This is a genomic window from Rhizobium sp. 05N49 (assembly GCF_056396805.1).
Genome location: NZ_JBFTME010000005.1, coordinates 314,997 through 338,273, shown reverse-complemented (window position 1 = coordinate 338,273; position 23,277 = coordinate 314,997). Strand labels below are relative to the sequence as shown.

Below are 23,277 nucleotides of genomic sequence, written 5' to 3'. Positions count from 1 at the left end.
TATTATTCGCGCGCGGTTTAAAAGAGGACGCCGCGCACCTTCACGCCGATGACACGAATATGTGTCGGTGCCGCTCAAAAGGCCACCTGATTCGCTGGAGCGAGAATTTCTCGCCTTCCAAAAGAGACAGCTGTCTTCAAGAACTCCGCGAGAAAGCCAGCAGTGGTTGAGAATTGGCCTCAACCCAGTCTTTATGGTTGCGGCTCGTTGTTACATAGCAATCTGTGCAGCGACCTGTTCTGCGGTAACCGACGCGTCAGCTTTCGGGCTTTGACGAGCTGAACGCAGCCCGTTCGATGCCGTGCCGCTGCAGTTTGTCGTAAAAGGTCTTGCGTGGAATGCCGAGGGTTTCGATCGTCCGGCGTACGTCGCCATCGTTCCGGGTCAGCGTCTCGCGGATGATATCGGCCTCATAGCGGTCCATCCTCGCCGGCAGAGGCAAGGGGGCATCTTTGTTTTCAACCCCGTTTTGCCTCGGCTCTACCGGCGCCGCTTCAAGACCGAGGACGAAGCGTTCGGCGAAATGAGAGAGTTCGCGCACATTGCCCGGCCAGTCATGGCTCTTCAGGTGGCGGTGCAGTTCGGGCGAAGCGACGGGTACCGGACGCTTGAAGCGGGTGGCGGCCCGTTCGGTGAAGTGGGCGAAGAGGAGCGGGATGTCGTCGCGCCGGTCGCGCAGCGGCGGGATGCTGATCGTCACGACATTGAGCCGATAATAGAGATCCTCGCGGAAATCGCCGCGCTCGCGCGGATCGCCGAGATCAACCTTGGCCGCAGCCACGACACGCAGGTCGACCGGCCGCACCTCGTTGGTGCCGAGTGGCATGACTTCGCGCATTTCCAGGACGCGCAGCATCTGCACCTGGGCGGGGGCCGGCATGCTTTCGATTTCATCGAGAAACAACGTCCCACCGCTCGAATGTTCGATGCGGCCGATGCGTTTCTTCTGGGCACCCGTGAACGCCCCGGCTTCGTGACCGAAGAGTTCGCTCTCGATCACGGTTTCAGGCAGGGCGCCGCAATTCAGCGCGACGAAGTTTCCCTTCGAACGACGGCTCCAGCGATGCAGCAGGCTTGCCACCACTTCCTTGCCGCTGCCGGTTTCGCCAGTCACCAGGACGTCGACATCGGTGTCGGCGATCTGCCGGAGCGTTCGTCGCAGGCGCTCCATGGCGGGCGTCTGGCCAATCAGCGGCAGATCGCCCTGCGCCTGTTCAGCCGCGTCGCGCAGCGACCGGTTGTCGAGCACGAGCCGGCGTTTTTCGGCGGCGCGGTGCACGCTTTGCACCAGCCTGTCGGCTGCAAAAGGCTTGGTGATGAAGTCATAGGCCCCATCCTGGATTGCCTTAACGGCCATCGGGATATCGCCATGCCCTGTGATCAGGATCACGGGAAGGTCTTCATCGAGGCGACGGATTCGATCGAAGAGCTGCAATCCGTCGATATGCGGCATGCGGATGTCGGAAACGACGACACCCGAGAACTCCGCGCTCAGATCCTTCAGAGCTTCCGTGGCGGCGGAAAAGGTCGAAACCGAAAAGCCGGCAAGCTCCAGCGTCTGCTTCGTCGCCTTCAGGAGATCCTTGTCGTCATCGATAAGGAAGACCGGGATAGTTTCACTCATGCCTGTGCCTTCTGCAGATAGACGGTAAAGCGGGTGCCGCTCTCGTTGCTGTCGACCTCGATACGGCCGCCATAATCGGCAACGATATCCTTCGAGATGACGAGGCCAAGACCAAGGCCCTTTTCCTTGGAGGTATTGAAAGGCGAAAAGAGCGAGCCGAGGATGTCCGCAGATATGCCTGGGCCGTTATCGATGACGCTCACCGCTACCTGGTTGCCCATCTCCTCGCAATAGACCTCCACCTTTGCGCCCTCGCGGCCCTCCAGCGCCTCCAGCGCGTTCTGAAAGAGATTGATCAGCACCTGCTCCAACCGGATGCGATTGCCGTTTACTTTCAGATCGGCAGAGGGCAGCTTGATATCGAGCGCATCCAACCGGCCAGCAAAACGGCTCCGCAGCAGAACGACTGCGCCTTCGATGGCCGCGCGCAGTTCTATCGGCTCCGCCGCGGTGCGACCCTTGCGGGCAAAAGCCTTCAACTCCTCGGTGATGGCACCGATGCGTTCCGTCAGGCTGGCAATCGCACCGAGATTGTCGTCGGCCGAATCCGGCTGCCGACGTTTGAGGAAGGTGCGGGCATTGTCGGCATAGGCACGGATAGTCGCGACCGGCTGATTGATCTCATGTGCCACGCCGGCGGCAACCTGCCCCAGGATCGCCAGACGGTTCGCCTGCACCAGCTCCTGTTGAACCACCTGCAGCCTTGCTTCGGTGGCGCGATGGTCCGTTATCTCCTCCTGCAGGCGGTCGCGGGCGCGGCTCAGATCCTGCGTGCGCTCCAGCACCCGACGCTCCAGCTCCTCGCGCGCGGCGCGCTCGGTCGCAATACGCATGACGACGATCTGGCGGCGGCGCAGCAGAAACGTCATGATCGCGAGCACGGGAATGAGGGCTGCCAATGTCAGCAGCCGCCATTCGCGCACGGAAGAGGCTATCGGCGCCTCGGTCGGCACCAGGTATTCGAGTTGCCAGGTTGTTGACGGCACCTCCGTGCGCAATCGCAGGAACTCGCCCTCCCCGGCGCCTGGCATGATGGCGTGGACGATTGCGGCTCCAGGCCTCAGTTCCTGCCGTTCGTCGATCGGCAGTGGCAGCAGCGGCGCCTCGCCGAATTGTAAGCTCGTCCTGATCGCCGCAAGGCTTTCCTGCAGCAGGGACTTGGCCGTCATAAAACGCCATGACGGCAAGCTGGTGATAAGCACGACGCCGTGCTCATCGATGACATAGGCCGGTCGGGCTGCATCGCGCCAGTCGGATTCCAGCTGATCGAACTCCATCTTGACGACGACGACGCCAAGTGGAGCCGCAGCATCCCCGACCCGTCGGGAAATATAAAGCCCCGGCCGGTTGCTGACATTGCCCAGCGCGAAGTGCTCTGCCGTACCATTTTCCATCGCGCGGCGAAAATAATCACGGAAGGAATAGTCGTTGCCTACAAAGCTCAGAGGCTCCTGCCAGTTGCTGGAAGCGATCGCGATGCCATTCTTGCCGGTTACATAGAGAACCGAAGCGCGGGTGCCGGCGACAAGGCTCTGAAGCTTGCGATCAAGCCCCATGACGGCCTCTCCCTGCCCCGATGCCAGAGCGTCTCGCACCTGCTGGTCATCCGCAAGGAGCAGCGGCAGAGCCCTCGGTCCCTCCAGCACGGCACGCAGCAGCGCCACCTTGAGATTGGCGTCGGTCTGCCCCTGATCCTCCAGTGCCGCAACTGCCTGCAGTCGACCATAGACGCCGGCGCCGTAAAGGGCCGTGCCGATCAGAATGGCCGCGAGCGCCGCAAAGACCAGCCAGACCGACCGGGAGCGCCGGCCAAGCTGTTCAGGCGTCAGGAAACGTTCGTTTGCGGTCCTCTGGAGCATGGCCGCATTGTGCATGTTTTCGCACGATCAACAAATCACTTTGTGCGAAAACTCGCACTACCTCATCTGCATCAACCAGTGACATTCAACAATATCAATTAATTAGGAAATCAGAGGAAACTGGCACGCGCGTTGCAAAACAAGTCCTCATCAGTCGGGAGGCTGTTTGACCATCATGACTTGGCCGTCGCCCTATTGGCGTCCGGCATAGTGGAGGACACCATGGATATTGCAATGCACGCCGCTGCAGATCGCGGCAAAACTCCCTTTTACCGGCACCTCTACGTGCAGGTTCTCGCCGCCATCGCGGCCGGCATTCTGCTCGGCCACTTCTACCCATCTCTCGGCGCTTCGCTGCAGCCGCTCGGAGACGCGTTCATCAAGCTCGTGCGCATGGTGATCGCGCCCGTCATCTTCCTGACGGTCACGACCGGCATTGCCGGCATGGCCGATCTCAAGAAGTTCGGTCGCGTGGTCGGCAAGGCGCTTGGCTACTTCCTTGTCTTCTCGACGCTGGCGCTCGTCGTCGGCCTTGTCGTTTCCAATGTGCTGCAGCCAGGCGCCGGCATGCATATCGATCCGGCGACGCTCGATACGAAGGCCGTCAACAACTACGCCGCTCAGGCCCATGACGCGACAATCGTCGGCTTCCTGATGAACATCATCCCGGACACGATCGTCGGCGCTTTCGCCAAAGGCGACATCCTGCAGGTGCTGTTCTTCTCCGTCGTCTTCGGCATTGCGCTTGGCTCTGTCGGCGAACGCGGGAAGCCGGTTCTCGACTTCTTCCAGGTTCTGACAGCTCCGGTCTTCCGCCTCGTCGCGATCCTGATGAAGTTCGCCCCGATCGGCGCCTTTGGCGCCATGGCCTTCACGATCGGTAAATATGGCATCGGCGCGATCGCCAACCTCGCCTTCCTGATCGGTACCTTCTATCTGACCTCGCTGCTCTTCGTGCTGGTCGTACTCGGCGCGGTCGCCCGCTATAACGGCTTCTCCATCCTGGCGCTGCTGCGCTATATCAAGGAAGAACTGCTGTTGGTGCTCGGCACCTCGTCGTCTGAAGCCGCGCTGCCCGGTCTGATGAACAAGATGGAACGCGCCGGCTGCAAGCGCTCGGTTGTCGGTCTCGTCATTCCGACCGGCTATTCCTTCAATCTCGACGGCACCAATATCTATATGACGCTGGCGGCACTCTTCATCGCCCAGGCGACGGATACGCATCTGAGCTTCGGCGACCAGATCCTGCTGCTGCTCGTGGCGATGCTCAGTTCCAAGGGTGCCGCCGGCATTACCGGCGCCGGCTTCATCACGCTTGCCGCCACGCTCTCGGTCGTTCCCTCGGTTCCGATCGCCGGCATGGCGCTCATCCTCGGCATCGACCGCTTCATGTCGGAATGCCGCGCGCTGACCAACCTCGTCGGCAATGCGGTTGCCACCATCGTCGTTGCCCGCTGGGAAAACGAACTCGACCAGACCCGTTTTGCTGCGGCGATGGCCGGCAATCTGCGCGATGAGAGCGACCTGCTTGCCCCGGTGGCAGTGCCCGCCGAGTAAACAGCGAGACAAGAAAAATCCGCCGCCAGTCAGACGATTGGCGGCGGATTTCATTTGAGATCGATCGGGCGGGCCAACGAAAGCCTGCCCGCTATCTCTTAAACTTAGAGCGCCAGACCCGTACCCCGGTCGAAAATATGGACCTGCTCGCTGGAAATATTGGCTTCGAAACGCGCACCGTAGCGGGCAGCATAATCCCCATCCACAACAGCGGTGACCGGCTGACCGGCGAGATCGAAGACGACATGCGTCTGGGCGCCCGTCGGCTCGACCAGCAATGTCTGCCCGGCAAGCGCATTTCCGTCCCTGCCGCCGGGTGTCAAATGTTCAGGACGAAGGCCGACGGTCACTGCCTGGCCGGGGCGAACCTTGCGGTCAGGCGCGATCCGGATCGCAGTCCCGTCCGAAAGGCGTGCGGCCGGCCCGCCACCCTCACCTTCGACGACGCCTTCGATGAGGTTCATCGCCGGAGAACCGATAAAGGCGGCGACGAAGAGATTGGCCGGCTTCTTGTAGAGTTCGAGGGGCGTGCCCTCCTRCTCGATCTTGCCCTGATTGAGGACGACGATGCGGTCGGCAAGCGTCATCGCTTCGATCTGGTCGTGCGTGACGTAGATCGAGGTCGTGTTGACCTTCTGGTGCAGCGTCTTGATTTCCGAGCGCATCTGCACGCGCAGCTTCGCATCGAGGTTGGAGAGCGGCTCATCGAACAGGAAGACGGCCGGATTGCGCACGATGGCGCGGCCCATGGCGACTCGCTGGCGCTGGCCACCGGAAAGCTGTGCGGGCTTGCGATCCATCAGTTTCGTCAGATCGAGCATGCGGGCGGCCTCGGCCACACGCTGCTCAATCTGCGGCTTGGGAAGACCTGATAGTTTCAAATTGAAGCCCATGTTTTCGGCGACCGTCATATGCGGATAGAGCGCATAGGACTGGAACACCATGGCGATGTTGCGCTCGCGCGGCGTCAGCTCATTGACGACGGCGTCATCGATCATGATCTCGCCGTCGGTGATTTCCTCAAGGCCGGCGATCATGCGCAGCAACGTGGACTTGCCGCAGCCGGACGGGCCGACCAGGGCGACGAACTGCCCATCCTCGATCGACAGCGAGATATTGTGGATCACATCGAGCGATCCATAGGCCTTGCGGATATTCTTGAGTTCAACGGACGCCATGTGCGTGTCTCCTATACGGGCTCAGGACTTCACCGCACCAGCTGTCAGGCCGGCGATGATGTGCTTCTGGGCGAGGAAAAAGACGATGATGGTCGGCAGGATGGTCAGCGTGATGAACGCCAGGATGAGATGCCAATCGGTGGCGAACTCGCCTCTATAGACCATGATGCCGAGCGGCCAGGGATAGAGGCTCTCGGAATTGAGCATGATCAGCGGCACGATATAGCTGTTCCAGCTGCCAACGAAGGAGATGATGCCGACGGTGGCGATGATCGGGCGCGAGAGCGGCAGCGATATGTGCCAGAAGAAGCGCATATAGCCGCAACCATCGACAAAAGCCGCATCGAAGAGCTCTGACGGCAGGTTCCTGAAATAATTGCGGAAGAGCATGATACTCATGCCGAGCCCGAAGGCCACCTGCGGCAGCACCACGCCCCAATAGGTATTGAGAAGCCCGAGATCGCGGATGCGGATGTAAAGCGGCAGGATCGCGGTGGCCGCCGGGAACATCAGCCCGATCAGGAAGTAGTTGACCAGATAGGTCGAGCCGAAGAAACGGATATGGGCAAAGCAGAAGGCGGCCATGGCGCCCAGCGTCAGCGTCAGGAAGACTGTGAGCAGGGCGATCAGCAGCGAATTGCCCATCTGCAGCCAATAGCGCTGGCTGACGATGATGTCGATGTAGTTGCTCCACTGCCATACCGTCGGCAGACCGAAGGGATTGCCGCGAAGGTCGGACAGTGTCTTGAAGCCGCCGAGCGCGGTGCTGATCAACGGGATGACGACGAGGCCGGCAACGATCAGCAGCGAGACATACATGTAGATCTGCGTGCCGGTACGGACCTTGCGGCCAGCGCTGTTTGCCGAAGCGGCATCGATGGGTGGTGCGGTCGAGATATCAGTCATTGCGCATGAAAATCCGCTTGTAGCTGAAGGCGAGCGTGACGCAGATCACGAACAGCACGACACCAACGGCGCTGCCGAAACCGACCTGCATGCGGGTCACCCCGAAATTGTAAAGGAAGGTCACCATGGTCTGCGTCGAGTTCGACGGACCACCGCCGGTCAGCGGCATGATCATGTCGAAGAGCTGCAGGGAGCCGACGACACCGAAGAAGACCGAGAGGCGAACCGTGGAGCCGAGTAGCGGCAGGGTTACGTGCCGGAATTTCTGCCAGCCGGTCGCACCATCGATATCGGCAGCTTCCAGCACGCTTTTGTCGATCGCCTGAAGGCCGGCAATGAAGAGCATCATGTGAAAGCCGAAATACTTCCAGACGATAACGCCGAGAATGGCATACATGGCAACGTTGCGATCGGCCAGCCAGAAGGGCGGCTCGACACCGATCATGTGCGAAATGCCCGCAACGAGGCCGAAATCGCCATCATAGACGAAGCGCCAGATCATACCGGCGGCGACGTCGGCGAGAACATAGGGCAGGAAGAAGATCAGCCGGAAGAACAGCGCGCCCTTGATCTTGCTGGAAACCATTGTCGCAAGCCATAGCGCCAGCGGAATCTGCACACAGAGCGAGATGAGGACGATCAGGCCATTATTAACGAGCGCCTGGGTGAAGGCACCGTTGCGAAAGATGAGCTGGTAGTTACGGAAACCGATCCACTGCGTCGGGTTGCCGTAGCCGTTCCAGTTGTAGAAGGAATACCAGGCGGCTTCGCCCATCGGCACGATGACGAGTAGGGTGAAAAGCATCAATGCGGGCGGCAGGAAAAGGATCAGTACCGGCCATTTGCTGTGAGCCAGCGAACGCTTGTGCCGGCGTGGCGCCGCTCTGGCGCTCCTCCCTGCCACATCTGCTGACATGAAAGTATCACTCATTGGTCTCTAGGACTCCTCGGGCGAATTCGCGACTGCGCCGCGAGTGAGAAGAAGCCGGCGCCCTGCTTGAGCGCCGGCGGATTTTTACTTCGCTTCGAGCGAGTAGGCGTCCTGGATCTGCTGGGCGGCGTCGGCCGGCGACGTCGAACCGGAGACGATATCCATCGTCATGTCGTTGACGACACCGCCGACATTCGGGCCGAGATCCTGATCGAGGAAGTTCTGGTGCCAGGTTTCCTGGTCGAGAGCCACCGCACTGTCCTTCAGAAGCACATTCTGAACGCCATCGGCCGAGCCCTTGGCGACAGGAATGATGCCGGTCTTCTGGGCCAGCAGTTTCTGATTTTCCGGGTTGCCGAGGAATTTCAGGAATTCTTCGGTTTCCGGGGGCGCATTCTTGGTGACAACCCAACCGTTCAGACGGCCGAGGTAGTCAGTTGCCACACCGGGAGCACCTTCAACGACCGGGAACGGGAAGCGGCCGATATTGTCGTCCGGCTGGCCCTTGCCGCTGGTCGAGCTGGCGCGCGAGGTGTCGTTGGTGTTTTCAAAGCCGAGCAGCATCGCCGCGCGGCCATCKCCGAACGCAGCAAGCGCGTCGTTCCAGGTGGCACCGAGATAACCGTTCTGGAAGGGTTCGAGCTTGCCGAGTTCGGCAAGATGCTCGCCGGCCTTCACGAAGGCCTCACCGGCGAAACCATCACCCTCGCCGGCCTTGGCCTTTTCGAAACCGTCGTGGCCGGCTTCGCGCATGGCGAGATAACCCCAGTAGAAATGGATCGGCCACTTGTCGCCACCGCCGCCGGCGATCGGCACGATGCCTGCGGCCTTGAGCGTCTTCACAGCGTTAAGGAAGTCACCCCAGGTCTTGATTTGGGTGGCGTCGACATTGGCCTTCTTGAACAGTTCCTTGTTGTAGAAGAAGGAGACGAGGCCGGTCTTGTAGGGCGCTGCCCAGACCTTGCCGTCGAAAGTCATGCCATCGATCGTCGCGGCGCTGGTGCCGTTGCGCCATGCGCCTCCATCGGCATCAAGCGCGGCATCGATCGGCCGCAGCATTCCGGTCTCGGCCTGCGCCTTCAGCACGCCGCCGCCCCAGGTGTAAAAAAAGCTCGGCGCCTCGTTTGACTGCAGCAGCGTCGGCAGCTTCGCCTTGAAGGCCTGGTTTTCAAGGAACTGCAGTTCGATCTTGACGCCAGGATGGCTCGCTTCGAAGTCTTTGGCGAGCTTGTTCCACACTTCGATGGTGCCTGGAACCTGCTCCAGGTGGAGCCAGCGGATGGTCGTATCGGCGGCAGCCGTAGCCGTCGATGCACAATAGCCGGCAACAGCAATTGCGATCGCCGACAGCATGTTGATGCGATGAGTTTTGGTGGTCAGCACGTGGCACTCCTCCCGAGGCGCTTTATTTCTGTATCCGGATTAAATAATCGCAGCCTTTGCCTCTCTGTCAATACCCTGCCTGAAAAAGCGGCAAAGGATGCGCAAAATGATGCAATTACGGAAATTTCTATTGCGCGATTGCGAAAATCAGATCTACAACAAGGCGAATTTAATTTGCCTCTCGAAAAAAATCGCGAGGCCCTATGACAGTTTAGGTGCGCACGAGACGATGAAGACTGCCGATCCTGAATTGATGCGTGCCATCAACCGCTTGAACGTGCTGGATACGATCCGGCGCCACGGCCCGATCTCCCGCATCCAGATCAGCGAACGCACTGAATTGTCCACGACGACAGTTTCGGCCATTACCGCCTCGCTTCTCGACGACGGGCTCATTTTGCCGATTCACGAGGGCGATATCCGCAACGAGGCGGTGCGTGGCAGGCCGCGCGTCATGCTTGAGGTCAATCCGGATGCTGCCCGCGTTGTCGGCGCCAAGATCGCCGCCAGCCGCATGATCTTCGTCGTGACCAATTTCCGCGGCGACGTGCTCTCCAAACTCACCCTGCCGATCCGCATTGATCGACAGCCGATTGCCGTGATTGCCGATCTCATCGAGGATGGTGTGCGACGCTGCGTCGTCGATATCGGCCTCTCGCTCGATGATATAGACAGCATCTGCCTGGCCCTTCCCGGCGTCATCGAACACCGTACCGGCCACATCCGTTCGAGCCCCATATTCCGTGAAGCCAACATTGATTTTGCTGCGGAAATGTCCGCCCGCCTGTCGACACCGACCATCATAGAGAGCGACGCACATGCCATAACGCTTGGCCATCATTGGTTCGGCAAGGCCCGCGATCTCGAAGACATGGTGCTGATCTCGCTGGAGCAGACGCTCGGTCTCGGCGTGCTGCACGACAATCAGCTTTTTCGCGGTGCCGGCGGTCTCAGCCACAATCTGGGCGACCTGGTTCTCGGCATGGGCCAGCAAGGCGTCGTCAGACTTTCCAGTCAGGCCGGCGAAAGTGCCATTCTCGGCGAACAGCAGGCCGATGGACGCTTTGCCGAAGCGGTACGCCTCGGCCGCGGCATGACGCATGTGCAGGCGCTGATCCAGGCCGACGACGACCGGCTCATTGCCGCGGCCGTGCGCGCCGGCGAGGCGGTGGGGCTGACAATCGCCAATATCGTCACGCTGTTTGCGCCGCCACGAGTCATTCTCGTCGGCTCCTCGCTTGCGTTGGGTGAGCCCTTCCTCAACAGCTTGCGGGATGCCTATGCGTTGGCAATTCCGCCGTCGCTCAAAGGCGTCAGCGAACTCGTCTTCGACGATTCGACCGACGATTTCTGGGCGCAGGGTGCCGCCGCTGTCGCCCTTTACGAACTCTACGAATCGCCCTGGAGCACAACGGGGCCTGCGCTTTGACGCGCAAAAACCGGTATTTATGGAGGACATGATGGAAAAAGTCGGTATCGGCATCATCGGATGCGGCAATATTTCGGGCGCCTATCTGAAGGCGATGACATCGGCATTTCCGATCCTCGAGATCCGCGGACTGGCCGACCTCAATCGCGAACTTGCAGAGGCAAAGGCCTCGGAATTCAATCTTCAAGCCCGCACGGTCGATGAGCTTCTCGCTGATCCCAAGGTCGAGATCATCGTCAACCTGACCATTCCGAAGGCCCATGTCGCCGTCGGGCTACAGGCATTGGATGCTGGCAAGCACACCTATTCGGAAAAGCCGCTGGGGATTAATTTCGCGGAAGGGAAAAAATTGGCGGATGCCGCAAAGGCCAAGGGCCTGCGTATCGGTGCGGCCCCCGACACGTTCCTTGGCGGCGGCCATCAGACTGCCCGCGCACTGATCGACGAGGGCGTGATCGGCATCCCGGTCGGCGGGACCGCGACCTTCATGTGCCCCGGCCATGAGCGCTGGCACCCCAACCCGGCCTTCTACTATGAAGTTGGCGGCGGCCCGATGCTCGACATGGGTCCCTATTACATCACCGATCTCGTCAACCTGCTCGGACCGGTCGCCAAAGTCGCCGGCTTTGCGGTGACCCCGCGCAAAGAGCGCATTATTACCAGTGAGCCGCGCAACGGCGAGCGCATTCCGGTTCATATTCCGACGCATGTCGCCGGCGTCATGGCTTTCGCCAACGGTGCTGTCGTGCAGATCGGCATGAGCTTCGATGTCGCCGGCCACAAGCATGTGCCACTCGAAGTCTACGGCACCGAAGGCACGCTGATCGTGCCGGACCCCAACCGCTTCGCCGGCCCGGTCGAATATCTGAAGAAGGGCGGCGAGTTTGAGGACCAGCCGGTGACCCTGCCTTATGCCGACGGCAACTATCGCTCTCTCGGTGTGGCCGATCTCGCCCATGCCATCCGGTCGAACCGACCGCATCGCGCAAACGGTGATCTGGCGCTGCATGTGCTGGAAGTCATGGAAGCCTTCCAGAAGGCATCCGACACGGGCAGCACCGTAAGCCTTACCACGACAACGGAGCGCCCTGCTCCGCTTTCTCAATCCCTCGTCGACGGACTGCTCGGCAAGTAATTTTCAGGAGGAATACACGATGCGTGAAGCACTGATCGTCTGGGGCGGCTGGGCCGGCCACGAACCGGAACAATGCGCCGCAATCATCAAGGACATTCTCGAGGAAGACGGCTTCAAGGTCTATGTCGAGCACAGCACGGAGGCCTTCGCCGATCCGTCGATCCATGATCTCAGCCTGATCGTCCCCGTTATCACGATGTCGAAGATCGAGAAGGAAGAGGTGAAGAACCTCGCTGCCGCGATCGAAAGCGGCGTCGGCATCGCGGGTTATCACGGCGGCGCCGGCGACAGCTTCCGTGAGTCAACCGACTACCAGTTCATCATCGGCGGCCAGTGGGTTGCCCATCCCGGCAATATCATCAACTACACCGTCAACATCACCCGGCCGGACGATCCGCTGATGGAGGGGATCACTGATTTCCCCTATAATTCCGAGCAGTATTACATGCATGTCGATCCCTCGAACGAGGTGCTGGCGACGACGACCTTCACCGGCGAACATGCCTATTGGATCGACGGCGTGACGATGCCGGTCGTCTGGAAGCGCAAGTACGGCAAAGGCCGCGTCTTCTATTCCTCGCTCGGCCATGTCGCCAAGGAATTCGACGTGCCGCAGATGAGGACGATCTTCCGTCGCGGCGCCAATTGGGCGGCTCGTTGATCGCCTGATATCAGGGCTGCCGGCTTCTCGCCGGCGGCCCACATGAAAAGCGCATATTTGGGCATGACACGGGTGCCAAACCCGTCGATATGCGTTACTGCTGTAGGAAGAACGAACCAGACAGCAAGACCATGAGCGACAACGTTATCAAGTTTCGCAAGCCGAAGCCCCCGCCGAAAGCTCCCAATCCCCTGCTCCGCAAGCTCATGATCATCGCTGCGGTCATCGTCGTGTTTGCATTGGCATGGATCTATGTCCAGGTCACCGGCGTGCCGACGCAATAATCCAGCGAGGATAGTCCGATGAGCGTTCGCCCGCCGCAATCCTTCAGGCAGTCCTTTTCGGCCGAAGGCGGGGTGAATGTACTCGAGTACGAGCTCATGTCGGAGCGCGCCAGTTCACTCGGGCGCAACGGCCTCAAAGTCGAATCGGCTCTCTCTGCCCTGAAGGCTTGGAATCCCGATCGCCACACCGCCGAGCAACGCGAAACGCTGGTCAACGACGCCTCGGACGCCGTTTGGGCGCTCTTTGTCCAACGCGAGATTTGCGGGCTGCGGAACAACAAGGACATTGTCCAGCGATACGGCATCCCCGGTGAGGTACTGGCACGAGTTGGCGTCGTCAGGAAATAGCGGCGGTCTGGCTCTGTGTCGCTGGCGCCGGATGCGAGAGCGGGAATGCGCGCGCCTCCTTTTCCAACCATTCGCAAAAGAGCGTGGATTTGCGGTTTCGCCTCGCCCGGCGCAGCGCCACATATTCATGGCCGCTTTCGAGAAATCCATGCGGCGCTGCCAGCCGGCCGAAGCGGATATCATCCGTCACATAGGGCCAGGGAACAACGCAGACGCCAAGCCCGGCATTAGCCGCCTCCAGCATGAAATAGAAATGCTCGTATTCGACGCGGCCACCTGCTTCCAAGACAACACCGGAGCGCGCAAGCCAGTCGCCCCAGGCACGCAGCCGGCTACGCGTGTGAAGCCGCGCAGCACCAATGAAGCGCTTACCTACGGTCTCGGCCAGGGACGGTGATAGTACGGGGCCGGTCTGCTCCGGAAAGAGCGGGATGACATCTGCGCCGGCGGGCCAGGGTGCGGTTCCGACGCGGATCGCGACATCGAAACTGTCGCGAGCAAAATCCACCGGGCGCGATGAGGCGGTCAAGCGCACGTCGATATCGGGATATTCCGCTTGAAATCGATAAAGCCTCGGGATGAGCCAGCGCATGGTGAAAGTGCCGGGGCAGGACACATCGAGCGCGCCATCTTCGGTATCGGCGACCGCGCGAACGGAGTTATCAATCTGGTCGAAGGCAACGTTCAGCCCCGACAGCAGCGTCTTACCGGCTTCAGTCAGACGCAACCTGTTCTTCGGACCCTCGAAGAGGGGAACGCCGAGCACATTTTCGAGATGCTGGATCTGACGGCTGACGGCGCTATGGGTGACATTAAGCTCATCGGCAGCAAGCGTCATGCGGCCGAGACGGCCGGCGGCTTCGAAAGCGCGAAGCGCATTGAGCGATGGAATGCGGCGAGCCATGTGCGTTTTCCGAACAATATCTGTTCAATCATATCGGTTTTCACACGGAATTCCATGGTGTTTATTATGGCTCGCGAACTATCGAATGCCTTTTCAGGAACAAAGGATGCTGGACTGCAACGCGTGCCGGCAATGGCGAAGCTTTGCTTTCGAAGCAATTTATGGAGAGTGATCGTGAACAGCAGACACAGTGACGGAAGTGCGGGCGACGCCAATTACGGCGTGATCGGCACCAACTACTCAAGGTATCGCCAACCCGACCCGTATATCGCAGAGTTCATTCGTACAGCACTCGGCAATGCCGAGACCGTTCTGAATGTCGGCGCGGGCGCCGGCTCCTACGAGCCGATCGACCGGAAGGTGACGCCGGTCGAACCGTCTGCCTCCATGCGTGCGCAGCGCCCGGCACATCTGCCCGAGGCGATCGATGCGACGGCGGAAAAGTTGCCCTTCGCCGATCAGTCCTTCGATGCGAGCATGGCGACCTTCACCGTGCATCAATGGTCCGACCTCAAGGCCGGTCTTTCGGAAATGCGGCGCGTCTCGCGCGGTCCGGTACTGGTCCTGAGCTGCGATCCCAATGAGCTGGAACGCTCATGGCTGTTCGACTATGCGCCGGAGATGATCTCCATCGAGGCGAGCCGTTATCCGGCCATGCAGACTGTTGCCGACTATCTCGGCGGCACTGTCGAGATATTGCCCGTACCAATCCCGCTTGCCTGCATCGATGGTTTCGGTGAGGCCTATTACGGGCGGCCGGAGCGTATGCTCGATCCCGGCTCCCGGCTCGCAAATTCGGCCTGGAGCTTTGTCGATCCATCGGTCGGCGAGCGTTTCGTAGCCGAGCTCGGCCGCGATCTTCAGGACGGCAAGTGGGATGCGCGCTATGGATATCTGCGCACGCAGCCCTTCTTCGAAGGGTCCCTGCGCCTGATCGTCGCCCACCCCTGACGACCTCAGCTAAAGAACCGGTTCTCCGGCCGCGGCAGGCCGAGATGCTCACGCAACGTCGTGCCCTCGTATTCCCTGCGGAACAGGCCACGGCGCTGCAACTCAGGCACCAGGCGCATGGTGACGTCGTCGAGCCCCTGCGGCAGATAAGGGAAGACGACGTTGAAACCGTCGGACCCCTCTTCATCCAGCCAGCGCTCCGTCTCATCGGCAATGCTCCCCGGCGTGCCGACAAAGGCAAGGCCGGAATAGCCGCCGTAACGCTGGGCGAGCTGACGGACGGTGAGGTTTTCCTCCTGGGCCAGCTTGATGACCTGGGCGCGGCCCGTCTTGCTGGCGTTTGTGTCCGGAATATCACTGGGCAGCGGCGCATCCGGATCAAAGCCGGAGGCATCATGGCCAAGCGCGATCGAAAGCGAGGCGATGGCGCTGTCGTAGTGAACGAGGCTGTCGAGGGAAAGACGTTTGGCGCGCGCCTCCTCGATACTGTCGCCGATGACGACGAAGGCGGCGGGCAACAATTTCAGGTGATCGCGATTGCGGCCAATAGCCTGCATCCGGCCCTTGATGTCAGCGTAGAGTGCCTTGCCGCCATCGAGGTCGCGCGGCGAACAGAAGACCACCTCGGCAGTTTCGGCAGCGAGCTGGCGGCCGGGATCAGACTGGCCGGCCTGCACAATGACGGGCCAGCCCTGAACCGGGCGGGCAATGTTCAGTGGCCCGCGCACGCTCAGTTCGTCGCCCTTATGGTTGAGCACGTGCATTTTTTCGGGATCAAAATAAATTCCGCTCTCGCGGTCACGGACAAAGGCGTCGTCGGCAAAGCTGTCCCAGAGACCGGTGACGACATCGTAGAATTCGCGCGCCCGTTTGTAGCGCTCGCCATGTTCCACATGCTCGTCGAGACCGAAGTTGAGCGCCGCATCAGGATTGGACGTGGTGACGATATTCCAGGCGGCGCGACCATTGCTCAGATGATCGAGCGAAGCAAAACGGCGGGCGACATGATAGGGCTCGTCAAAAGTGGTGGATGCCGTTGCCGCAAGCCCGATTCTTTCGGTAACGGCGGCGAGCGCCGAAAGCAGCGTGAAGGGCTCGAAAGAAGTCACGGTGTGGCTGCGCTTCAGCGCCTCAACCGGCATGTTGAGCACAGCCAGATGATCCGCCATGAAGAAGGCGTCGAATTTCGCGGCTTCGAGCTTCTGCGCGAAGGATTTGATATGAGCGAAATTGAAATTGGCGTCTGGATAGGAACCCGGATAGCGCCATGCGCCGGTATGCAGACTGACGGGACGCATGAAGGCGCCGAGGCGCAACTGCCGTGAACGGGTCATGTTTTTCCTCGTGGATCGGAGTGAAGCGACCGCCTGCCCTCTGCTGAACGCGGATGCCGGAATGACGTATGCCTGCGTTTACCTAGGGGTTCGCGCGCCGTTATTCGAGATTGGTTCGCGTTTTTCCCGCGACGATTTAATCGGCATAACAGTCAATTTCCGGTGAGATGGACGGAGGGATAGGCTAGCCGCCGACCCGAGCTCCGGATAAGCAAGCACTTTTCATTTTCTAGCACATCTATAGAATTTATAATCTTACCTCTCGTGTCGATTTCTTTCACCCATACGACGGTCAGAACTGGAGAAATCGATGACGACCGTGCTCAGGCAACAAGACCAAATCCGGCCCGTGGCCGCCCGCATTGCCAGCGACGAGGAGGCACTTGAGACGGCCCGCGCGCTTGCCACCCAATTCGCCGCCACCGCCGTCGGGCGCGATGCTGAACGCCGGTTACCTTTCGCCGAACTCGACGCGCTTGCACAATCCGGCCTGCTGGCGATTGCGGTTCCCGCGCAATATGGCGGGCTTGATGTCTCGAATGCCGTTCTGGCCGAAGTGACCGCGATCCTGGCGGAAGCAGATGGCTCGATCGGCCAGATCCCGCAGAACCATTTTTACATCCTGGAAGCCTTGCGGGTGGATGGCAGCGAGGAGCAGAAGCGGTATTTCTTCGGCAGGGCGCTTGCCGGTGACCGTTTCGGCAATGCGCTTTCTGAGCGCGGCACGAAAACCGTCGGCCACTATAATACCCGCATTGTCAGAGACGGAACCGGCTATCGCATCAACGGCGAGAAATACTACTCGACGGGCGTCTTGTTCGCTGACTGGGTCACCGTGTTCGCGCTCGATGAGGAAGACCGGCTTGTCATGGCCTTCGTGCCGAAGGGAACCGAGGGCGTCGAGATCATCGACGACTGGGACGGTTTCGGCCAGCGCACAACGGGCAGCGGCACGACCATCCTCAACAATGTCTATGTCCACGCAGATTCCGTCGTTCGTCACCACAAGGGTTTCGAGCGGCCGACGACCATCGGCTCGGTCGGCCAGATCGTCCATGCCGGCATCGATCTCGGCATCGCGCGGGCCGCTTTTGCGGAGACGCTCGAATTCGTGCGCACCAAATCGCGCCCCTGGATGGACAGCGGCCTCGAACGCGCCGCAGAGGATCCGCTGACGATCTCGAAGGTCGGACAGATCGCCATCCGGCTGGAAGCTGCTGCAGCACTCCTCGAACGTGCCGGTCAGAAAGTCGATGCGGCCCAGATCGAGACGACGGAAGCAACCGTCGTTGAAGCCACGCTTGCTGTCGCCGCAGCCAAGGTACTGACGACCGAGATCGCCATCGAAGCGACCAATACGCTCTTCGAGCTTGCGGGCACCTCCGCCGTCAAGGCCGAACTCAATCTCGACCGGCACTGGCGCAATGCACGCACCCACACGCTGCACGATCCCGTGCGCTGGAAGTACCACGTCGTCGGCAATTATCACCTGAACGGCGTGATCCCACCGAAGAACGGCGCACTTTGAACCCTCTCCTCAACTAACAACCCCATTTCCGTCACCGGAAATGGGGTTCTTTTCGCTATGGCTCGCCTTCTCAGCTATAGAGGCTGACTTCGGGGATCTTGTCGTTCAGCACGAATTCGCCGACTTCCTTGGCCTTGTAGAAGACCGGATCGTGCAGCGTGTGGGTGCGCACATTGCGCCAGAAACGGTCGAAGCGATATTTCTCCGCTGTGGAGCGCGCGCCGGTCAGTTCGAAGACGCGAGACGTGATATCGAGCGAGACATGGGTGGCGTGGACCTTGGCGGCATAGGCTTCCGCCGCCGCCTCGCCGCGCTCACGGGCGGCGACAGCATGGCCCTTTGCAAGTCCTGCCTGGACAGTCGCCGCTGCTGCATCGGCCAGGGCGGCGGAGGCTTTCAGCGCGGCGGTGAACTCACCAACCCGCTCCAGGATATAGGGATCGTCCGCAGCCCGCTCGACGCCCGAAGTGACCCAGGGACGCGTCGTCGTGCGCACATAGTCGATGGCAGTCTGGAGCGCGCCTTCAGCGCTGCCGAGATAGAAGTTGACGAAGACGAGCTGGATCAGCGGCGTGTTGAAGGTGGAAAGTACCTGCGGGGCGGCATCGGGAGGAACCGGGACGCCAACGAAATCCTCCTCATAAACAGGGAAATCGTGGAACTCGACGCTGCCGCTGTCAGAGAGCCGCTGACCGAAATTGTCCCAGTCGTCATTGGCCTGATAGCCGGGCCGATTGGTCGGCACCGCGAACCCGACGATCTTGTCGCCGAGCGTGGCGTTGGCATTGATGTAGTCGGAGACATGAGCGGCGGTAGAGAAGGACTTACGTCCGTTCAGCACATAACCGTTACCGCGACGGGTGAGAACAAGACCTGGATCGCGCGGATTGACAGCAGCACCCCAATAGAGGTTTTTCGCCACGGTTTCAGTGCCTAGCGCATGAGCGCGGGCTTCCTCAAGCGCCCAATAGACATACTGGCTATTGACGAAGTGATAGCCGAGAAGCTGGCCGATGGAGCTTTCGCCGCGCGCCAGGATGCGCACGAGCCGCAAGCCATCCACCCAATCAAGGCCACCGCCACCGATCTTTTGATCATGTAGGGCATTCAGCAGACCGGCATTCTTCAGCTTGACGATCTCGGCAAGCGGTGGACGACCTTCACGGTCGAGTTCGGCGGCGCGCCTGGAAAGGTCGGCCGAGATGTCCTCAGCGCGGGCAAAGAGGTCCGCTCGCGTCGCGCTACGGTTGGTCGCGAAGACGACATTGGACTGGCTCATGGAATGAAACTCCGGTTTCTAGAAATGGGGCCGGCGGGGGCCGCACAACCCCCGCCGGAAGATCGAGGCAGGCAGCTTAGAAAAGCTTGTCCGGGATCCAGCTCGCGGTTGCCGCGTCGCTTGTGCTGAAGGCCGGGATTTTCTGCGCCAAATCCTCGATCGTCTTGACGCCGGCGGCACGCAGGCTTTGCTGCGTCAGGAGCGTCGGCTTCACTGTGATCTGATGCGGGATTTCCTGCCCGGCGATCTGAAGAGCGGCGGCACGAACGGAGACGGCACCGACGACAGCCGGATTGGTGGCGACGGTTGCAACCCAGGGGCTGCCCTCTTCGGTGATCTCCTGAATGTCGGCAGTGGAGACATCTGCTGAATAGATCTTCACCTTGCTCGCGATGCCAAGGTCATTGGCGGCGAGCTTCACGCCACGAGCAAATTCGTCATAGGGAGCGAAGACGACACTGACATCGGGGTTGGCGGTCAGCGCGGCTTTCGCCTGATCGGCCGTCGAGGTCGCCGTCGTATCGCTCACATTGCCGAAACGGGCCTTCTCGACGACGCCGGAATTCTCCGATTTGAACTTCTCCCAGACCTCGTTACGGCGGTCGAGCGGCGCGAAGCCTGCGACATAGACATAACCGGCCTTGAAGCTCTTGCCATTGTCCTTGACGACCTGGTCGAGGCCGAGCCGAGCGAGTTCATGGTCGCTCTGCTCCACCTGCGGCACCTTGGGATTGTTGAGGTTGACGTCGAAGGCAACGACCTTGATGCCCTTGTCCAGCGCCTGCTGGACGACATCGCCGAGCGATTCCGGCAGGCCGTGATCGACGACGATACCAGCTACGCCGAGATTGATCGCCTGCAGAATCTGCTCACGCTGCTCGGCGGCATCCTGCCGACCGGGAAACACACGCAGATCGATATCGAGCGCCTTGGCCTGGGCTTCCGCACCGGCCTGATAGGCCTGAAAGAAGTCACCCGCCGAGATGTAGCTGATCAGCGCCACCTTGACGCCGCCCTTGTCGAAGGGGGCCGGTGCGCCGTTCAGACCGGCGGCAAAGGAGGTCTGGCAGAGAGTGAAAGAAATTGCGGCTGCAGAGAGCGCCAGCCGTGCGAGGGATTTCATCGTCGCGATCCTCTAGTCAATCGAGAGCGTCGTCTGACAGGTTAGCAGCTCCCCGCGACGCATGAAATTATTAGATATAAACTCTATGTTTTTAGTAGATTTAATGATCCGATTTTTTGCGGTTCAGGAGAATCTTTGTTCCCGTCGCTGCGTGACCGCGGCAAAGGCTTGCCTCGCAGTTCAGGCATACGTCGGGCCAATATTGCGGCTCGAAAGCAGACCCGGATATGCCCGATGCCGCTCCTTCACGTTGACAATATCACCCGCAGTTTCGGGTCCACCCGCGCGCTTTCCGGCGCCCACTTCTCCATCGAGCGGGGCGAAATCGTCGCGCTGATGGGCGCCAATGGCGCCGGCAAATCGACGCTGGTGAAAATTGTTTCGGGCGTGCTGGCGGCTGACGGCGGCACGATCAGTCTGAATGGCCGGACCTTTTCACCCAAAACGCCATCCGAGGCGGCAAAGGCCGGCGTCGTCACCGTGCACCAGTCGACTGATCTTGTCGGAGCAGCAGGGCTGACGGTTGCCGACGCTTTGTTGCTGCATCGCTTTGCGGAGGGCAGTACGCCCTTCTTCCTTTCCCGCGCAAGCGTGCGCCGCGAAGCGCGCGCCATGCTTGATGCCGCTGGCTCCTCGTTGCCGCTCGACCGGGATTTCGGCGATCTGACTGCGGCCGACCGTCAGCTCGTCGCGATCGCCCGCGCGCTTGCTGACAAGGCCGAGCTGCTGATCCTCGACGAACCGACCGCAAGCCTTTCGACGGACGAGAGCAGGCGACTGTTCGACATCCTGCTCACCTTGCGGGCGCAAGGCCTTGCCATCCTCTATATATCCCATCGGACCGCCGATCTCGAGGCCATCGCCGACCGGGCGCTTGTCATGCGTGGCGGCCGCATCGTCGGCAGCTTCAACCGGCCGATCGACTTTTCCAGCGCCATCGAAACGATGATCGGTCGCAGGCTTGAAGCAGCGCGGCCAGACGCCCGCCCGGCCACGGGCTCAGCCCTTTTCGAAATGCATCGCATTCGCCTTCTGCCGTCAAGCAAGCCCTTCGACCTGACCCTGCATGAAGGCGAGGTCGTTGCCATCACAGGCGTGCTGGGGGCCGGCAAAAGCCGCCTGTTGTCGTCGATCTTCGGCATTCGAGACATGGCTGACGGCGCGATGCAACTCGACGGCAAGCCTTATCGGCCGAAATCGCCGGCCGAGGCGATTGCTGCAGGCGTCGCTATGGCAGCCGAGGATCGCCATCGCTCCTCGCTGATGCCGGCGGCGTGGCCCGGCAATTCGCTCGCAGCCACCATCAGCCTTCCGCATCTTGCCAAATGGTATCCGAGCGGCCTGCTTTTCGGCGGCCGCGAGCGGCGCGAGGCGGAACAGGCCATTTCCCGGCTGGGCATCAAGGCCGCCGGTCCGCGCGCCTCGATCTGGTCACTGTCGGGCGGCAATCAACAGAAGACTGTCATCGCCCGCTGGGAGGCGGAGCCAAGTCGGCTACTGCTGCTCGACGAGCCGTTCCAGGGCGTCGATGTCGGCGCCCGCCACGACATCATCCAGGCAATCCGGGCGCGCACCGACCGCGCGACGCTGATCGCCACATCCGATCCCGAAGAGGCCTACGAGGTCGCCGACCGCATCCTGACAATCGAGCACCACACCTTGCTGCCCGATTTTATCGACGATGCCTCTTCTTCATCCCGACAGGAACGTTCCGCATGACAACCATCGATGAGGAGGCCTTGCCAACGGCAGGCTCCACCGCACAGAACCACGGCCAGGGTGCCCGCGTCCCAGCGCTCGGCAGCTTTCTGCGCGCCGGCGCGGTGTTCATCCTGCTCGGACTGATGATGATCGGCTTCACGATCGCGCAACCGGCCTTCGTCAATATCGGCAACCTGATGAGCATCCTCCAGGCAGTATCTGTCGTTGCGATCCTCGGTGCCGGCGTGACGGTAACACTTGCTGTCGGCGGTTTTGACCTCTCGATCGGTGCGGTCGCCGCCTCCAGCGTCATGGCCGCGAGCTATGCGATGATCGTCTGGCATCTCGATGTTTTCGCCACAGTGCCGTTGGTGTTTGCCTTCGGCGCCACGGTTGGGCTCGTCAACGCCTTGCTCATCGTGCGGCTTCGCGTCCCCGACCTGCTGGCCACCCTTGCCATGATGTTCCTGCTCTCGGGCCTGCAGCTTATTCCGACGGCCGGGCGGTCGATTTCGGCAGGCCTTGTCCTGCCAGACGGTTCCAAGGCGACCGGCGCCTATGATCCGGCTTTCCTGCTGATCGGCCGCTACAGCCTCTTTGCCACCCTGCCCGTCTCCGTGGTGCTGATGGCCATCGTTGCCATCGTCCTGTTCGTGTTGACCGAGCGCACTCGCATTGGCCGGCTGCTCTTTGCCACCGGCGGCAACGAGGTGGCGACACGGCTTGCCGGCGCCTCCACCACACGGTTGAAGACGCTCGCCTATGTCATCTCTGGGACCCTGGCATCCCTTGGCGGTATCGTGATCGCGGCCCGTGTGGGGCGCGGCGATGTCTCTTCCGGCGGATCGCTGCTAATGGACTCGGTCGCTGCCGCCCTCATCGGCTTTGCCGTCCTCAACCTGCGCCGACCCAACGTGCTTGGCACCATCGTCGGCGCCGTCTTTGTCGGCGTGCTGCTCAACGGCCTGACGATGCTGAACGCTCCCTACTACACGCAGGATTTCGTCAAGGGCGCCGTGCTCGTCGGAGCACTTGCCCTGACCTATGGGCTCGGTCGCAACAGCGATCGCTGAAGCCAGCTTTAGCTTCAGAAAATTTCCTGCGACCGCATGCTTTTGGAATAACGTACCTCTTATGCACCTTAAATCTATATAATTTATAG

At 60.8% G+C, this 23,277-nt stretch carries 20 protein-coding genes; 10 read left to right on the top strand and 10 right to left on the bottom strand.

All coding sequences use genetic code 11. The features are described 5' to 3' along the window. Window positions 1–256 precede the first annotated feature (256 nt). Entirely contained in the window at window positions 257–1,624 is a 1,368-nt protein-coding gene (locus tag AC1DF8_RS13450) for a sigma-54-dependent transcriptional regulator (protein WP_478153881.1), read from the bottom strand. Next, complete coding sequence (locus tag AC1DF8_RS13445; protein WP_478153880.1) at window positions 1,621–3,498, bottom strand: sensor histidine kinase; 1,878 nt, start codon at window positions 3,496–3,498, stop codon at window positions 1,621–1,623. Before AC1DF8_RS13445 ends, AC1DF8_RS13450 begins: the two co-directional genes overlap by 4 nt. Window positions 3,499–3,705: 207 nt before the next feature. Between AC1DF8_RS13445 and AC1DF8_RS13440 the strand changes: the two genes are divergently transcribed. Beyond that, window positions 3,706–5,040, top strand: coding sequence for a dicarboxylate/amino acid:cation symporter (locus tag AC1DF8_RS13440; RefSeq protein WP_018114806.1), 1,335 nt, complete (start codon window positions 3,706–3,708; stop codon window positions 5,038–5,040). A 104-nt stretch (window positions 5,041–5,144) separates the two neighbouring features. Here the strand turns inward: AC1DF8_RS13440 and AC1DF8_RS13435 are convergent, their stop codons facing one another. From AC1DF8_RS13435 to AC1DF8_RS13420, 4 genes are all read right to left on the bottom strand, one after another. Continuing rightward, window positions 5,145–6,218 (bottom strand): ABC transporter ATP-binding protein, encoded by a 1,074-nt coding sequence (locus AC1DF8_RS13435; protein ID WP_478153879.1) that lies wholly within the window; start codon window positions 6,216–6,218, stop codon window positions 5,145–5,147. Between the two features lie 21 nt (window positions 6,219–6,239). Continuing rightward, a complete protein-coding gene (locus AC1DF8_RS13430) occupies window positions 6,240–7,037 on the bottom strand; it encodes a carbohydrate ABC transporter permease (protein ID WP_112972453.1) in 798 nt (265 codons plus the stop codon). Between the two features lie 79 nt (window positions 7,038–7,116). Then, window positions 7,117–8,055: a carbohydrate ABC transporter permease gene (locus tag AC1DF8_RS13425; RefSeq protein ID WP_478153878.1), complete on the bottom strand. Its 939-nt coding sequence runs from the start codon at window positions 8,053–8,055 to the stop codon at window positions 7,117–7,119. A gap of 84 nt (window positions 8,056–8,139) precedes the next feature. Further along, complete coding sequence (locus AC1DF8_RS13420) at window positions 8,140–9,408, bottom strand: extracellular solute-binding protein (protein WP_478153914.1); 1,269 nt, start codon at window positions 9,406–9,408, stop codon at window positions 8,140–8,142. A 259-nt stretch (window positions 9,409–9,667) separates the two neighbouring features. Here AC1DF8_RS13420 and AC1DF8_RS13415 point away from each other — a divergent pair, with 259 nt between their 5' ends. The 5 genes from AC1DF8_RS13415 (at window position 9,668) to AC1DF8_RS13395 (ending at window position 13,295) form a co-directional block, all read left to right on the top strand. Continuing rightward, window positions 9,668–10,867, top strand: a complete 1,200-nt coding sequence (locus tag AC1DF8_RS13415; RefSeq protein ID WP_029616420.1) for an ROK family transcriptional regulator — start codon at window positions 9,668–9,670, stop codon at window positions 10,865–10,867. Between the two features lie 31 nt (window positions 10,868–10,898). After that, on the top strand, window positions 10,899–12,002 hold the full coding sequence (locus tag AC1DF8_RS13410; protein ID WP_112542720.1) for a Gfo/Idh/MocA family protein: 1,104 nt from the start codon (window positions 10,899–10,901) through the stop codon (window positions 12,000–12,002). Window positions 12,003–12,021: 19 nt separating this feature from the next. Next, window positions 12,022–12,663 (top strand): ThuA domain-containing protein, encoded by a 642-nt coding sequence (locus AC1DF8_RS13405; protein WP_018114813.1) that lies wholly within the window; start codon window positions 12,022–12,024, stop codon window positions 12,661–12,663. Window positions 12,664–12,794: 131 nt separating this feature from the next. Next, window positions 12,795–12,947: a hypothetical protein gene (locus tag AC1DF8_RS13400; RefSeq protein ID WP_018114814.1), complete on the top strand. Its 153-nt coding sequence runs from the start codon at window positions 12,795–12,797 to the stop codon at window positions 12,945–12,947. An 18-nt stretch (window positions 12,948–12,965) separates the two neighbouring features. Next, the gene (locus AC1DF8_RS13395; RefSeq protein WP_018114815.1) at window positions 12,966–13,295 is read left to right on the top strand and encodes a DUF6665 family protein; all 330 of its coding nucleotides are present in this window, start codon (window positions 12,966–12,968) and stop codon (window positions 13,293–13,295) included. Here AC1DF8_RS13395 and AC1DF8_RS13390 read toward each other — a convergent pair. Further along, the gene (locus tag AC1DF8_RS13390; RefSeq protein ID WP_018114816.1) at window positions 13,285–14,199 is read right to left on the bottom strand and encodes a LysR family transcriptional regulator; all 915 of its coding nucleotides are present in this window, start codon (window positions 14,197–14,199) and stop codon (window positions 13,285–13,287) included. The genes AC1DF8_RS13395 and AC1DF8_RS13390 overlap by 11 nt on opposite strands. A gap of 174 nt (window positions 14,200–14,373) precedes the next feature. Here AC1DF8_RS13390 and AC1DF8_RS13385 point away from each other — a divergent pair, with 174 nt between their 5' ends. Further along, window positions 14,374–15,150, top strand: a complete 777-nt coding sequence (locus AC1DF8_RS13385) for a class I SAM-dependent methyltransferase (protein ID WP_478153877.1) — start codon at window positions 14,374–14,376, stop codon at window positions 15,148–15,150. Window positions 15,151–15,155: 5 nt separating this feature from the next. On the opposite strand, the gene AC1DF8_RS13380 is transcribed toward AC1DF8_RS13385, so the two are convergent. Then, complete coding sequence (locus AC1DF8_RS13380) at window positions 15,156–16,484, bottom strand: LLM class flavin-dependent oxidoreductase (protein ID WP_478153876.1); 1,329 nt, start codon at window positions 16,482–16,484, stop codon at window positions 15,156–15,158. A gap of 310 nt (window positions 16,485–16,794) precedes the next feature. Here AC1DF8_RS13380 and AC1DF8_RS13375 point away from each other — a divergent pair, with 310 nt between their 5' ends. Further along, window positions 16,795–18,012: an SfnB family sulfur acquisition oxidoreductase gene (locus tag AC1DF8_RS13375; RefSeq protein WP_478153875.1), complete on the top strand. Its 1,218-nt coding sequence runs from the start codon at window positions 16,795–16,797 to the stop codon at window positions 18,010–18,012. A 70-nt stretch (window positions 18,013–18,082) separates the two neighbouring features. Here AC1DF8_RS13375 and AC1DF8_RS13370 read toward each other — a convergent pair whose 3' ends face one another. Continuing rightward, the gene (locus AC1DF8_RS13370) at window positions 18,083–19,291 is read right to left on the bottom strand and encodes an acyl-CoA dehydrogenase family protein (protein ID WP_478153874.1); all 1,209 of its coding nucleotides are present in this window, start codon (window positions 19,289–19,291) and stop codon (window positions 18,083–18,085) included. Between the two features lie 76 nt (window positions 19,292–19,367). Further along, a complete protein-coding gene (locus AC1DF8_RS13365; protein ID WP_478153873.1) occupies window positions 19,368–20,414 on the bottom strand; it encodes a substrate-binding domain-containing protein in 1,047 nt (348 codons plus the stop codon). A gap of 234 nt (window positions 20,415–20,648) precedes the next feature. Here AC1DF8_RS13365 and AC1DF8_RS13360 point away from each other — a divergent pair, with 234 nt between their 5' ends. Both AC1DF8_RS13360 and AC1DF8_RS13355 read left to right on the top strand, forming a co-directional pair. Then, a complete protein-coding gene (locus tag AC1DF8_RS13360; RefSeq protein WP_478153872.1) occupies window positions 20,649–22,133 on the top strand; it encodes a sugar ABC transporter ATP-binding protein in 1,485 nt (494 codons plus the stop codon). Next, the gene (locus AC1DF8_RS13355; protein WP_478153871.1) at window positions 22,130–23,188 is read left to right on the top strand and encodes an ABC transporter permease; all 1,059 of its coding nucleotides are present in this window, start codon (window positions 22,130–22,132) and stop codon (window positions 23,186–23,188) included. Before AC1DF8_RS13360 ends, AC1DF8_RS13355 begins: the two co-directional genes overlap by 4 nt. The last annotated feature ends 89 nt before the right edge of the window (window positions 23,189–23,277 follow it).

What these genes read in the sequence shown, in the direction of transcription:
- AC1DF8_RS13450 (WP_478153881.1), bottom strand. Translation starts at nt 1,624, where the DNA reads ATGAGTGAAACTATCCCGGTCTTCCTTATCGATGACGACAAGGATCTC.
- AC1DF8_RS13445 (WP_478153880.1), bottom strand. Translation starts at nt 3,498, where the DNA reads ATGCACAATGCGGCCATGCTCCAGAGGACCGCAAACGAACGTTTCCTG.
- AC1DF8_RS13440 (WP_018114806.1), top strand. Translation starts at nt 3,706, where the DNA reads ATGGATATTGCAATGCACGCCGCTGCAGATCGCGGCAAAACTCCCTTT.
- AC1DF8_RS13430 (WP_112972453.1), bottom strand. Translation starts at nt 7,037, where the DNA reads ATGTATGTCTCGCTGCTGATCGTTGCCGGCCTCGTCGTCATCCCGTTG.
- AC1DF8_RS13425 (WP_478153878.1), bottom strand. Translation starts at nt 8,055, where the DNA reads ATGAGTGATACTTTCATGTCAGCAGATGTGGCAGGGAGGAGCGCCAGA.
- AC1DF8_RS13415 (WP_029616420.1), top strand. Translation starts at nt 9,668, where the DNA reads ATGAAGACTGCCGATCCTGAATTGATGCGTGCCATCAACCGCTTGAAC.
- AC1DF8_RS13410 (WP_112542720.1), top strand. Translation starts at nt 10,899, where the DNA reads ATGGAAAAAGTCGGTATCGGCATCATCGGATGCGGCAATATTTCGGGC.
- AC1DF8_RS13405 (WP_018114813.1), top strand. Translation starts at nt 12,022, where the DNA reads ATGCGTGAAGCACTGATCGTCTGGGGCGGCTGGGCCGGCCACGAACCG.
- AC1DF8_RS13400 (WP_018114814.1), top strand. Translation starts at nt 12,795, where the DNA reads ATGAGCGACAACGTTATCAAGTTTCGCAAGCCGAAGCCCCCGCCGAAA.
- AC1DF8_RS13395 (WP_018114815.1), top strand. Translation starts at nt 12,966, where the DNA reads ATGAGCGTTCGCCCGCCGCAATCCTTCAGGCAGTCCTTTTCGGCCGAA.
- AC1DF8_RS13390 (WP_018114816.1), bottom strand. Translation starts at nt 14,199, where the DNA reads ATGGCTCGCCGCATTCCATCGCTCAATGCGCTTCGCGCTTTCGAAGCC.
- AC1DF8_RS13380 (WP_478153876.1), bottom strand. Translation starts at nt 16,484, where the DNA reads ATGACCCGTTCACGGCAGTTGCGCCTCGGCGCCTTCATGCGTCCCGTC.
- AC1DF8_RS13375 (WP_478153875.1), top strand. Translation starts at nt 16,795, where the DNA reads ATGACGACCGTGCTCAGGCAACAAGACCAAATCCGGCCCGTGGCCGCC.
- AC1DF8_RS13370 (WP_478153874.1), bottom strand. Translation starts at nt 19,291, where the DNA reads ATGAGCCAGTCCAATGTCGTCTTCGCGACCAACCGTAGCGCGACGCGA.
- AC1DF8_RS13365 (WP_478153873.1), bottom strand. Translation starts at nt 20,414, where the DNA reads ATGAAATCCCTCGCACGGCTGGCGCTCTCTGCAGCCGCAATTTCTTTC.
- AC1DF8_RS13360 (WP_478153872.1), top strand. Translation starts at nt 20,649, where the DNA reads ATGCCGCTCCTTCACGTTGACAATATCACCCGCAGTTTCGGGTCCACC.
- AC1DF8_RS13355 (WP_478153871.1), top strand. Translation starts at nt 22,130, where the DNA reads ATGACAACCATCGATGAGGAGGCCTTGCCAACGGCAGGCTCCACCGCA.